This is a genomic window from Fontibacillus panacisegetis (assembly GCF_900102215.1).
GTDB classification, from domain to species: domain Bacteria; phylum Bacillota; class Bacilli; order Paenibacillales; family Paenibacillaceae; genus Fontibacillus; species Fontibacillus panacisegetis.
The window spans coordinates 212,306-225,502 of the sequence record NZ_FNBG01000003.1 but is presented as its reverse complement, the minus strand read 5'-3'; the positions used below and the strand labels follow the sequence as shown (position 1 = coordinate 225,502).

9 protein-coding genes are annotated in these 13,197 nt (G+C 36.4%); all 9 read left to right on the top strand.

Annotated features, from left to right (window positions below; translation table 11 throughout):
* Window positions 1-32 precede the first annotated feature (32 nt).
* Window positions 33-821, top strand: coding sequence for a hypothetical protein (locus BLS49_RS05080; RefSeq protein WP_091227243.1), 789 nt, complete (start codon window positions 33-35; stop codon window positions 819-821).
* Window positions 822-920: 99 nt separating this feature from the next.
* Window positions 921-1,853 carry a tRNA guanosine transglycosylase family protein gene (locus BLS49_RS05075; protein ID WP_091227240.1) on the top strand — a complete coding sequence of 311 codons (933 nt, stop codon included), beginning with the start codon at window positions 921-923 and terminating at the stop codon, window positions 1,851-1,853.
* Window positions 1,819-2,595, top strand: coding sequence for a hypothetical protein (locus BLS49_RS05070; protein WP_091227239.1), 777 nt, complete (start codon window positions 1,819-1,821; stop codon window positions 2,593-2,595). The genes BLS49_RS05075 and BLS49_RS05070 overlap by 35 nt, the downstream gene beginning before the upstream one ends.
* Window positions 2,564-5,755, top strand: a complete 3,192-nt coding sequence (locus tag BLS49_RS05065; RefSeq protein WP_091227238.1) for a hypothetical protein — start codon at window positions 2,564-2,566, stop codon at window positions 5,753-5,755. The genes BLS49_RS05070 and BLS49_RS05065 overlap by 32 nt, the downstream gene beginning before the upstream one ends.
* Before the next feature lie 66 nt (window positions 5,756-5,821).
* The gene (gene queC, locus BLS49_RS05060; RefSeq protein ID WP_091227326.1) at window positions 5,822-6,493 is read left to right on the top strand and encodes a 7-cyano-7-deazaguanine synthase QueC; all 672 of its coding nucleotides are present in this window, start codon (window positions 5,822-5,824) and stop codon (window positions 6,491-6,493) included.
* Window positions 6,490-6,981: a 6-carboxytetrahydropterin synthase QueD gene (gene queD, locus BLS49_RS05055; RefSeq protein WP_091227236.1), complete on the top strand. Its 492-nt coding sequence runs from the start codon at window positions 6,490-6,492 to the stop codon at window positions 6,979-6,981. Before queC ends, queD begins: the two co-directional genes overlap by 4 nt.
* Entirely contained in the window at window positions 6,978-7,712 is a 735-nt protein-coding gene (gene queE / locus BLS49_RS05050) for a 7-carboxy-7-deazaguanine synthase QueE (protein ID WP_091227234.1), read from the top strand. The genes queD and queE overlap by 4 nt, the downstream gene beginning before the upstream one ends.
* 161 nt (window positions 7,713-7,873) lie before the next feature.
* Window positions 7,874-10,744 (top strand): PD-(D/E)XK nuclease family protein, encoded by a 2,871-nt coding sequence (locus tag BLS49_RS05045; RefSeq protein WP_091227232.1) that lies wholly within the window; start codon window positions 7,874-7,876, stop codon window positions 10,742-10,744.
* A 1-nt stretch (window position 10,745) separates the two neighbouring features.
* A complete protein-coding gene (locus BLS49_RS05040; RefSeq protein ID WP_091227231.1) occupies window positions 10,746-13,037 on the top strand; it encodes a UvrD-helicase domain-containing protein in 2,292 nt (763 codons plus the stop codon).
* Window positions 13,038-13,197: the final 160 nt, after the last annotated feature.

The window sequence follows — 13,197 nt, the reverse complement described above, 5'->3', positions numbered from 1 at the left end:
CACTAAGGCATATTTGCGTTGGGGGAAATTCCATGTTTTTTACTTTTGAGAACATAAGCAATTTAACGAGAAAGAACAATAAAGTTTATTTTACTGTCTTGCCCCTAGGTCAGATCAAAGATTGGGGATTTCCAGTAGTTCAGTCTGATGTAGTTGGCGAAGACGTCATTTTAGTCAATTATGATACTGTCGTGAGTTTAATTGATAACAAATTACAAGTGAAAAACCCACAATTTACATACAAATTGCCCAATGGTAGTAAGAATGATGAGTATGTTGTTCTAATTGTATCTGAAGTACAACAGTTTCCAAGTTACTGTGTTCATCAATTATTGTCTTATCAACGTTTTGAACGGTTAATAGAGAGGGGAGAAAAGATAAGTAGTAACTCCACTAAACTAATGACCATCAGATCGTTGCATGATATTTTTGAAGATTTTCTAAACTATCGAATTGAGCGTAGTTTATATCCTCAATTAACCAAAGATTTAATCAAGTACGTTGATTCTTTAATGAATGATTACTCTGAATTAGGATACCTTTCTGTGGTACAAAGGAAACAGTTCCGAAAAAAATCTATTGCTGATTCCTCTATAGCGTGGTATTGCTATATTAGATATTTCATTGAACAATGGATTACTGGTTCACAAATTTTGCCGCGTCCATTGTTATTAAAGAAATTTCATTATGAAAATTGGACTGGAAACTTCTTTGACAGAGATAATCCTGTCTTAAATGTAAATAATGGTCGCTTCAAATTTAATGATGAACAGCGCGGATTAATATATGAAATATGGAGACAATGGATAAAAGAAGCCTGAAGGCTTCTTTTTTTATATTTTTTAGAGTAGTTATGTGAAGAAAAATATGCTAAAATCAAAATATCACGTATAATCACGTATGAAAAGGAGGTTCGTGTTGTGGATTTTTATATTGGTTGGTCACATAGTGATGCAATTTTTTGTGACTACTTCCCTACGTGTCCGGTGCTAATAAGTGCAATTCCAGACAATAGAGGAGGAGTAAAGAAGTATAGAAACAAACCTAAAAAGTTAATACTAGATTGTGGATCAGTTTTTTATGTTAAACAAAAAAGTAGGCCACCACTAAAAGATGTTTTTGATATTCAACTATCAATCTTGGAAGATTGCGATTCAACGGCAAAAATTCAAATGGTTCATTTTGATGAACCCCTATTAAATAAGACCTCTTTATCTGAACGATACATGGCCATAGAAAGAACGCTATTTAATGCGTACGAATATTTAAATCTCTTTAATAAGTATGAGCTTCCTAAATTTGTTCAACCAATGGGAGTAATCCAAGGTTATGACCAAGCTAGTATAGAGTTTTCAGCATATGAGTTAATTAAGATGGGGTATGAAAATTTCGGGATCGGGTCCTTGTTATTTAAGCATCAGACTGAACAGATTGAAATGATTAGGAGAGCTGTAGATGTTGTTGGATCTGCCAACCTTCATGTCTTTGGAGTAACAGGGATTCCTCAACTTCATGCGATGGTTGATATTGGAGTAAAGTCATTTGATTCAACTCGACCAACAATGGCCGCTGCATTCTTTCAGGTATTTTACAGTAGACCATTTAGAACATTTTTTTTATCAGAATCCAGAGCAAAACCCACAAGCCCTCGATTGGAAAATCCACTTCATTGTGAATGCCCTGTATGTGAAATTAATGCAAAACAGATTTTTATTCCCTCCCCGAGAGAATATATGAAGTTAAGATCAGTCCACAATTATTATCACTTATTAAGAACATTTAAAGATATTTTAGAAAATAAGCAGAGGAGGGGCGAACATGTTGTTCCAAATGTGTTACGGGCCAGAAATTGAAGTAATTTATGAGGAACTAAGAGCTAAGCCTGGAATGGATGCAAATGGGTTAAAAACAAAGTTCCAGTATCGGGAAGAGGGTGACATTACCTCTTTAATCGAATGTGCCTTGACGGTATTAGAAGATTTACAATTCATATATAAAGACAAAGCACGATTTTATGTGTCACAAAATAAAGCATGGTCTAACAAAGAAGTTTTTCTGAGATTAAGGGGGATTTCAACTTCTGATAATATGCCGAGCGATTCACTTGATAATTTATTTACGACAATTTTTGAAGAGTTCTTTGTAAAGCCAGATAGACTATTTGTGAGTAATATTCATTACCAAGTTAATAGCCAATTAATGAAGACAGTAGTTGGTCATGAAAAAGTAAATGCATGGAAGCGTATGATGGAATGTTGGGGATTGGGGAGACGTGTCTACTCAGGTTTTTATGCACTTCCACAACTTTCATTAATGAGAAGTATTATTGAAAGAAACGAGACATGGGAGGGTGGATTACATCTATTCTGTGAAAGATTTATTCACCCGGTTATTCCATGCTTAACATCAGAAGGGAATATTTATAAAGGGATTATTTTTTCATTGATGGGATTAGCTGAGGCAGGGGAAATAGAATTGAGTTATGTGCAAGATTTTCCATATAAATCCTATGGGCCAAAAAATACATTGAACTGGATTAAGGTAGAGGGGAGATGTGATACTAATGCTTCCTTGTCTCAACAAAAATTCGCTTAAACTTTTAGCTGGTACTGCAGATGAGCGATATGACCAATCACCTGAGTATTTCAGAAGAACGCATTTTCCGCAAGTAATGCATAGGTATAACGGTAGTCAGTTAATCGCTGAGGTTACGGAAGATGAATTGTTGGGAGAACTCAAAGAAACTGATACTAGTGGCAACAGAGTTTATTTAGTATTCGGTTCGACAGGATCGGGGAAATCCGAACTGCTTCGTTGGTTAAAAGATAAGTGGGTAGCGGAAGTATCAGATAGACCCGTGATACGAATCTCACGAACAGAACTAAATCCTCAGACCCTGATCAAAAAATGTTTAGAAACACTGAATTTATCCCTAGATGTTTGTATTGATGAAGACAGGTGGGGGATTTTGCTTAAAAAGCCCATAACCCTTGTTAACCAAATGGTTTGGACAACATTAGCGGAAGCTATGGAGTCCGATGAGGAGATCGTTCCAACAGCACTATTGTTAAGGCCGGTGATTGAGCAAAATATTATTGATTTTACATCACAAGTTAAACGAGGAAAAATTAAAAATCCACTAGAGGTGATGCATCGGGAACAGTTTGAAACTTTACTCGCCAATACAACCCTTCATATTCCATTAGAATACGCAGCATTTCGACAAAATCTCTCGCGGCAGTTGGACCATTTTCTTTTCGAGGGACAAGATATCGGAACCCTTTTTAAACAAATGTCTTTGCAGATAAAAAGCAGAGGAATCCGTCCTTTGTTGTTGATTGATGATTTAGTTCAATCAGTTAATATTTACGCAACCAGTATCCTTGATCAACTTATTACATTAGAAGAAGGGAGCTGGGATGTGGTCATTGGTTTGACACCTGGTGCAGTTCAGGATACAGAGAAGGGGTTTAGTCTCACACAAAGAATACAGAATCTTGATACTATTAATGATCGTGTAAAAAAGCTATGGCTATCGGATGAGTCTGGGAAAGACTTTTTCAATCTTGATCGTAAGCAAGTAGTACCATATATAGCAAATTATCTTACCCAACTGAAAGCGACGCAGGGATTCAACTGCTCTCTTAAATGTCCGCACTACAAACAATGTTCTGGTATCCTGCCAGAGGAAAGCGACAAGGATAGTAATTTAAATTATCTTGGAGTTCAGTTGCTCCCATTTAATAGTCACATGCTAAGACGCACATACGATGCTATTCCTATAGGAAAAGGTAAATTACGTTACATGATACTGAATAGCAAGGAAATCTTACGCTTCTTTCTAAAAGGTAAAAAGCATGTTAGTAGAGTTATTCCACTTATACGCAGGGAAATGTTTGCGGAGCATGAAGATATGTTTATTAAAACACTATCTGAATGGTATGCGTCTGAGGATGCAATTCAAATGATAATTTCTGAACCCCTGTTAAAGCACTTTGGTTATAGCGAAAATCAAATATCTATTAAGTTAAACAAGATAGCAGCAGGTAATACAAGGGAAGAACTACCGCTTCAAATAGAGTATAAAAATGAAAATAATGCTGTCTTCAATGAAAAAGAGGTAGTCAGAGATTGGGTAGAAGGAAAAGAAGTAAACGATGAACTATTATTACCTGTTAGATCTGGAGTTGCTGCTCTGGTACATGATGTTATAAAGGGGGTACATATGAACCGCTCATTCACATCTCGAACCTCCTCAGTTATTCAATGGAATGAAGTTGTTAATCGAACACGATATCCTATTAAACTAGACAAAAATGACGAGTTCTCTATAAATGTAAATCGTAGCTACGTTGGCATTCAAATTACCAACTTTCAAACGATGAAGTATTCAGAAAAATTAAATACATTTCAAAAAATCTCGAATGAATATGAAACCTCCAAATGGATATATCAGGCAGAAAATGTTCGTAAAATATGGTTTGAATCTCTCGAGCTAGCTCTTGGGTTGAAGCTACCTGTATTTGTGCACGGAATGAGGAATTGGGCGCAACAAGCCAGAATATATAGCGAATCCTCATGGACTTCCGATGCGAAAGGAAAATCTCCCTTCAACAAAGAATTAATGTCATTGCTTGATGAATGTTATTCAGATTGGTATTTGTTACGTGAAAATTTTTATGAGACTCCAGATGATGATGTATTAGCGAATGAAGAATTTGATCTATGGTTATTAAGTCTTGTACCTTCTAAAACGTTAGAAAGCTTTACAATAGGTAGTCTAACCTTGAAGGAATTCTTATCAAACTTAAAAGAAAGCTATAGTGGTTATCTTGAACTGCTTCATCAAAGCTTTAGGCAATCAATTGAAAAAAGACTAACGATGATTCCATTTCTAATGGGTTCTTGTAAATCAGAATGGATTAAACTTGCAGACCAAATTTGTACTTTTAACGAAAAGATATTTCTTCGACAACAAGACCTTGTGAATTATACGCTGCTGGAACAACAATTAGAACAACCAGAGTTAGTCATTCAATTTAATAGGTTATTTGCTTTAAACAATGAAGTTGATCAATTATCAAAGCAATTTGACCAGGCTTTAATGGAAGTAGTTGATTTTCTTATTGAGTGTGGTATGCAAGCGACTTATGAAGAAGTGGGAGTAGAAATTGTTGATGATGGTAAGTTCTCTTTGTCTGAATTAGAGAAGAAGAAAAGAAAAATTCTAACTAATGTGCAGCAGGTATCAAATCTAAAAAACTGTCTTGCTTTAACTCCGCGCACTTTAGTTAAGTATTTGTTAAATCTTCAAGTCCAATTAGAAATTCTAAAGCCAATTAAGGAACTTAAATTAAAAATGATTGCATGTGTTGAGCTCTTAATGGAGGGTTCACAGATTGAATCTGAACTCAATTCCGTAATTGATGAGTGGCAATCAATAGACTTTTATGAATTAAGAGAACTGGTTGAAAGAAAACTTCAACTTGAGCAGATCAAAATAAACCTTCTTGAAGTAATTCGGAATGATCTTGATTATGAAGACGTTGGGAATATTTATCAACTACTCGAAAGAATAAATCACAATTCTCAAATCAGGCCTTCTATAAAAAGACATATTAGATTACTCATTGAGAATGGTTATAGTACCCTCCCACCAGTCCAAGGTAAACGTCTGTTAGAAGAGATTAAAGAGAAGTTTCCTAATTTGTTTGAAGTTGTAGAGATTAGATTAGTTGTGGGCAACGATAAATAGTCAACTTTCGATAAAATAGTACATCTGTTATCATTAAGGGAGAATGGTGAGAAAGTGGGTAAGATTATGGAACAAAAAAACAGAAAAGCCGTTGTAGTTTTTAGTGGCGGTCAAGATAGTACAACTTGTTTGTTTTGGGCAATGAAGCACTTTGACGAAGTTGAAGCAATCACCTTTAATTATGGACAAAGGCACGCTTTAGAAATTGAATGTGCTAAAAAAATCGCCGATGAACTTGGAGTAAAGTGGACGTTACTTGATATGAGCTTGCTCGGTCAACTAACTCAGAATGCTCTGACACGTAATGACCTCCAAATTGTTCATAATGATGGTGAACTTCCCAGCACATTTGTGGAAGGACGTAATCATTTGTTTTTAAGTTTCGCCGCAGTATTTGCTAAAGGAGTAGATGCTAGACATATTGTAACAGGCGTCTGCGAGACAGATTTTAGTGGATATCCTGACTGCCGGGATGATTTCATCAAGTCCCTAAATGTGACGTTAAATTTAGCGATGGATCATAATTTTATCATTCATACTCCGTTAATGTGGATTGATAAAGCAGAGACGTGGGAAATGGCAGATCAATTAGGGGCGTTTGAATTTGTACGCCAAAAGACTTTAACTTGCTACAACGGTATTATCGGTGATGGATGTGGTACTTGTCCTGCTTGCCAGTTGAGAAAAGCTGGTTTGGATAGATTTTTGCAAGGAAGAAATCCGGAGCAGATGTTATGAACAAAATGCCAGGGCAATTCGTCATTGTAGATGCATTGCAAAAGTTTAAAGAGGATATTACTCAAGAACAGTTGAAATATCATCAGCGCAGAGTATTAGTCAGTAAAGAATTTACTTTTGACGCGGCGCATCACTTGCATGCATATGAGGGTAAATGTAAAAATCTACATGGTCACACCTATAAAGTTGTTTTTGGAGTAAGTGGATATACAAATGAAATTGGCATGACGATAGATTTTGGAATGATAAAAACAATTTGGCGTGAGCAAATAGAGCCATACTTAGACCACAGATATCTAAATGAGACGTTGCCGTTAATGAATACGACTGCTGAAAACATGGTCGTTTGGCTTTATGAGCAGATGGAAACAGCGCTAAGTACTGATAAATACTCATCAAAAGACGTGGATGCAAGAACTGAATTTGTCCGGTTATTCGAAACACCAACCAGCTATGCCGAAGCAAGACGGGAGTGGATGGCAGATTGACTTCTAAGGAAAAGCCCATCCCGGTGCTGGAAATATTCGGTCCAACTGTTCAGGGAGAAGGTTTGGTGATTGGACAAAAAACAATGTTTGTTCGAACAGCTGGCTGTGACTATTCCTGTTCATGGTGTGATTCTTCCTTTACATGGGACGGTTCTGCAAAGAATGAAATTAAACAATTATCTGCCCAAATGATTTGGGATGAATTGAAAATTCTTGGTGGAAACACTTTTGAGCATGTAACCATCTCTGGCGGTAATCCAGCACTCTTAAAGAATATTGGATACTTAGTGAATCTGCTTCATGACCAAGGAATTCGAGTTGGGTTGGAGACACAAGGAAGCAGATGGCAAGAGTGGATGGCAGATATTGATGACTTGACGATTTCCCCGAAACCACCAAGTTCAGGAATGATAACTGATTGGGAAAAATTAGACGAGGTTATGGAGAACTTGAAAAATAGTTCAAATGAAATATGTATTAAAGTAGTCGTTTTTGATGAAGATGATCTTCAGTATGCAGTACAAGCTCATAAACGATATCCTCACATAAGGTTGGTTTTGCAGGTAGGTAATAGCGATGTAACGACATTAGATAGAGAAGGATTGGCATTTGCACTATTAGAGAAGTATGAATGGTTGATTAATCAAGTCATGGCTTCCTCAGATTTGAGACAAGTTAAAGTTCTCCCGCAGTTACACACTTTGTTGTGGGGTAATAAGCGTGGGGTTTGAAGTGAAGATAAAGAACATTCCTATTGGGAGTGTTCTTTTTTTTCTAAAAAAGGGTTTGAAGGGTACGCTAAAAGAGTAGTTCTATCTTCCTATGAGCGTAAATTATGGTAAAATGTAAAAAAGATGAAACTTGAAAAAATTTAAAGGGTAGGAGGGCTTTAATGCCTTACTTATGTACGTATGAGAATTCTCGACCATCTGATGCATTAATTAAACAAGAGATGATTATGGGTAAATCCTATTTATATGTCACTGCAACAAAAGCATTGGCTCGTGAACGTAAGGAGCTAATTCCTAGGACTCAAATATGGGAGGATAAAAAGTGTGCCTTGTTTAATGATTTTCTTAAAGGAGTTCTGAAAGAAAAAGGTGTTAAGTTTGCTACACGTGGAGAGGAAAAGACCTTTCTAAAAAGAGCTTTAAAAGAAGTAGCTGCTGACGATATATTGCTACATGATTTATTTCATAAGGACACGAATTCTTTTTTGCGTGTTTTTTATGATTTAGCAACTCAGGGTATTGACTTGCGATACACTTCTCTTCCGCAGGAAAAATTAGATTGTCTTGTGAATCCAGAATTGGGTAGGTATTTGATTGCAATACATAATTCATTTCATAATGAAATGAAAGCAAAAAATCGAGAGCTATTTGAAACTGCTGCTAGGAAGTTTCTGCTTAATGGATTTGCTCCAGAATCAGTTGTGATAATGGAAGGATTTACATTTTTTACTGAACTGCAGAAGCTTTTTGTTCAAACTTGTTTGAATAAAAAAATCCAACTATATTTTGTCGTTCCCTTAAATCCTAATCAACCTAAAGGATTTGAAATAATAAGCAACACCTACAGTTCTGTTCCGAATATTACAAATAAAGTTCTGGAGACCGATCCCAATAGTAAAAAAGAAGACTTAAACTTTTTGCAATCAAATCTATTTTCTGATAATACAGTGAACTACGCAGGGGATACTTCAAATATTATCATAAAAAAATATCCAAATCGTGATAGGGAAATGTTGGCTTGTATCGACCAACTGCAAGTTTGGTTCGCAGACAAAACGTACAAACCTGATGATGTAGTGATTGTTATGAGAAGATCTAAAGAATTTATTGATCGTTTTAGAGATCACTTAGCGATGAACCCACTATTATTTTATTCGGACAGTTCTTCGGAACCAATTCCGGTTACATTGTCTATTCAACCTCGTTTGTTGTTACTCACACCAGTTGGTCGTTTTGTATTGACTTTGTACCGTATATGGGAAAATGGAAATTTAAAGTTGACAATGGACGAACTGGAGACAATTCTGGCTTCAGGTTGGCTTGGGCCGCGGTTGCAAGATTCAGCATCGTTGTTTCGCTCTGTAAAACATCAGTATTTTAGTGATTGTGAAACTCAGGAACAGTGGAATTCGGTTTTGGAACGACTTATTCTGAAACATAAAACACAATATAAAAGATTACCTTTACATTTACTTGAACTTGATCATCATACATTAGCAAGGTGGAAGGAAGTTGTTTCACTTCTAGAAAGTGCATGTGTTCGGTTGTTTGTTAGAGGGCAAAAAACAATTGCATCTCATATTGAATTATTGCAAGCCGAAATGAAAAAATTATTACCAAAACGGCTGCGTCGTGAAGAACAAGAAGTTCTAGAACAAATTCAACAGGTTTTCGAAGAACTTGGGAGTTATTATTCTATAGATATCACATCGAGTGAATTTGGAGAGGCAATTCACGCTCTGACTCGGGGTACTACTGAGCAGGAGGAGGAAGACGAGGATAACAACAACGATAACGACGATCATGGTAAAGAAGATCACCGTTTAAGCATTGTAACTCCAGAAACATTGGATGGAATTAACAAGCCAGCAGTTTTGTATGTAGCTGTTGACAGTCAGCACTCTCCAGTATTGTACTCTGAATCATGGCCTTTTTATGAGGACAATCGAGAGAATCATATGATGAAAGAACGTTATATGTTCTTAACCGTAATTCGTTCTGCAAGTGAAAAGCTTTGGTTATCATACTCTAGCAAGGATGGGGAACGTGCATTTCAAAAAAGTGTTTATCTTGGCGAAATTGAAAGGCTAATGAATAAGCCTACTGAAGTTAGCAGTATTTTTGATCAATTAGATATCTCACTCGCCAAAGTCCCACCAGTCTTTCCACCTCCGCCTCCTGCACGGAGAAAAAGGTATGAGTTAAATGAGCTTGCCCATTATGGGTTATGTCCCCTACGATATCGTTTAGAACTACTGCATCCAGAGGCTATGGTTTACCGCACTGAATGGCAACTTAATATTGTTGCAAAAGGAATTTGGTTAGATAAAATTTATACAAATTTAGCTCAATATACAGGTGAATGGCCAAATCCGAGGGTCCTAAGATCAGAAGATGAGAAGATAGATGGATTGTTTCGCTTTCTTTTGGAAGCCAAAAAGTGTGTTAAGGATCAAGTAACAGAGTTGTTCCCAACTTTTGATTCTAAGACATGGGTAGCCGTTGAACGTCAAGTTGAAGACCAACTTCAATTTCATGCAAGTAAGCGTGGACTGTATCCAGTAAGAATAATTGATGGGGAGAATGAAGAATTTGATGTCACACTTCCTAGTGATGATAACAAAATTATTTCTTTCAATGTGCCTAACTATTTGAATTCTGGAATCCTAACTATTCCGTTATTAGATTATGAACTTAGTCATGAATGGCTTCTAAGTGCTACAAAAAAACAAGATGAAACCCGTGCCCAATCAATTATGATGAAAGATATTGATGGTGTAGAAGTATTTGAAACATTATTTGATGCTGTTTCTTGGTGGAGGTTAACTATTCAATCCCATGTAATCGAAAAATTTCAATATAAAGACACTGATTACACGAGAAAAACACTTTCGCACAAAGATTCATCGGAAGAACAATTAGCAAACTGGATAGTTTCTATAGAGGAAAATAAGTTTCCAAAACATGCTGGTAAACATTGTACTACTTGTCCAGTTCGTATGGAATGTTTGGGAATTGGAGGAGGGGAATAAGATGAGTGGAGGAATTTCTATTACAGTTGAAAACAATAAACGTGGAGGAATCGAACTTTCAGAAGAGCAACTACTTATAGTTGATCGAGTAATTGGTTCTGATAAGATAACAGTTGTTTCTGCCGGAGCGGGTTCCGGTAAAACGCGGGTGATGGTAGCTACTGTATTACATCTGGTAGATACTTTTCGAAGTGAAACTTCTATAGATGATTTCGCCCTCATCACGTTTACTAATAAAGCCACTGATGAGATGCGCCAACGCCTTGAAGAAGGTGTTGAAAATCTGTTAAGGAAGTCTGAACTAGAGGATAACGAACAAGAGCGTAAATTTTGGTTCGCACAGAAAGAAAGATTGTCATCTACTTTTATTGGAACTATTCATGGTTTCTGTTCCATGATGCTTAAAACATTTGGTTACCAGGAATACGTACCGCACGAAACAGAGGTTTTGATTGCCCGCAGACACTTTCTTGGAGCTTTAGATGATACAATGAACTATGCTTTAGAAAATGCAGAGATGTCAATCTTGTTTCAATCTAATAAAATACCTTGGGCTATACATGAAATGCGTTCAAAATTAGAAGAATGGTATGAACGGGTACGTGGAAATGGTAGGAAAATTGAAGATCTCTACAATGAAACAGTAAATCAACCAAATGATGATGGGAAAGAATATCGTGTGGCGGTTGCTGCCTTTTTGAATAATTTAGACAAGAGATATAAGAGTATTAAAGAGTCTTTAGGCGGGGTTGATTCCAATGATTTACTTCACAAGACTGCAACTATGATGCAGCAAAATGGAAGTACTATTGCCCCCCTTTTAGGGCGCAGATTCCAATACCTCTTTGTGGATGAATTTCAAGACACAGATCGCTTACAAAAAACAATAATTGATCAATTAATTCAAGAACTAAGACATGTCTTAGTTGTAGGAGATCGTAAACAGGCTATTTATGGGTTCCGCGGCGCAGATGATTCAATTATCAAACAGATGGCTGAGGAAAATGGTGTGACTATGTTGTCATTAAATGCTTCGCGTCGCCCAACAAAGCCGTTAAACGAGGCTCAATCAGCGCTATTTGACAGTATGGGGGAACGATATAGTGTGATGAAAGATGTACTAGTTACCCCAAATGAAGCACATGTACCACAGGATAGTATGGTTCCATTTCAGTATTATCATGTTTACAGTCGTAATAAAAATGAATTGGTGGAGGAATTAATAAAGCGAATAAAAATGTTTCAAAGTCAAGAGATAGATATGCATGGAAAGGGTCTTTGTAATGTACAATACAAAGACATTTGCGTTCTTTTTCGTTCGAATGATCAGATGCTTAATTATGAGCAGCAATTCAAAGAACTTAAGTCAGATATTCCAGTTGTAACAGATGTTAGCGGAGGTTTTTTCCAAAGAAATGAGATAATAAATTGCTATTATATGCTGCAAGCAATGATGAAGTATCGTGATGATGTTTCTTTAGACCTTGCATTAGAGACACCATTTTTACCGTTTAAAGCTCCGGTTCATATTTATCGCCAAACTGACTCAGTAACTCCTTTATGCGATTGGTTTGAGGGAACCCCTGAATGTTTGGATTGGTATAAAGGAATAAAGGAATTCAGAAAACGTATTAAGATTGAACTTGTTCCGCAATTGTTGATTCGTTTATATGAATTTACAAAAATTAGAGAATATTATAAATCAAGAGGGAATGCTCAAGCCGTGGCAAATCTTGAGAAACTCGTGATGTGGTCAAGAGAACAGATGAATGCTGAAGCCTTGACGATGCAGCAGTTCTTAGAACGGTTCCAAAATGCATTCTTGACAGAGTTAGCAATGGATGATGCTGAGGTGGACGAAGAAAACCAACAAGTGAAAAATGCAGTAAGATTTTCAACGGTTCATTCGGCAAAAGGCTTAGAATATCCTATAGTTATTATTCCAAATATCGAGAGACCTTTGTTAAATGATAAACAGATGCCCGAGTTTTTTGACATTGATGAAGATAATTGGGGATTGGATGTATGCCTTCAAGGAGAAAAGGGAATGTCATCTCGTTATCAGGAATGGATTGGAAAATATAATCAAAATCATTTGGAGGAAGAAGCCCGTATTTTTTATGTAGCTGTTACTCGTGCCCAACATGTAGTGTGCTTGATTAGTGGTGGAGACTATTTGAAGCAGAATAAAATTGGTTCAAATAGATGGTCTTGGAAAGATGAAGTATTATCCGCTTATAGTGGACTTACAGCATTAGGAGAAACTAAAGCTTTAATGCCTAAAATTAAATAGAGTAAAGAGAATGAATGAATTCCAAGCTTTTAGTTTTACGAAAATAATGGCAGTATTTTCTGAAGTTTGTACAAAATTGAATCAATAGGATGTATGAAGATGAGAATTGATGGAATCGAGTACAAAGAGGTCCTAGAAATTACTGAGTATTAAGTGATGC

Bases quoted from the DNA above. Each gene is read 5' to 3' on its own strand.
- queC (WP_091227326.1), top strand. From the start codon at position 5,822: ATGGAACAAAAAAACAGAAAAGCCGTTGTAGTTTTTAGTGGCGGTCAA.
- BLS49_RS05070 (WP_091227239.1), top strand. From the start codon at position 1,819: ATGTTGTTCCAAATGTGTTACGGGCCAGAAATTGAAGTAATTTATGAG.
- queD (WP_091227236.1), top strand. From the start codon at position 6,490: ATGAACAAAATGCCAGGGCAATTCGTCATTGTAGATGCATTGCAAAAG.
- BLS49_RS05080 (WP_091227243.1), top strand. From the start codon at position 33: ATGTTTTTTACTTTTGAGAACATAAGCAATTTAACGAGAAAGAACAAT.
- BLS49_RS05040 (WP_091227231.1), top strand. From the start codon at position 10,746: ATGAGTGGAGGAATTTCTATTACAGTTGAAAACAATAAACGTGGAGGA.
- BLS49_RS05045 (WP_091227232.1), top strand. From the start codon at position 7,874: ATGCCTTACTTATGTACGTATGAGAATTCTCGACCATCTGATGCATTA.
- BLS49_RS05065 (WP_091227238.1), top strand. From the start codon at position 2,564: ATGCTTCCTTGTCTCAACAAAAATTCGCTTAAACTTTTAGCTGGTACT.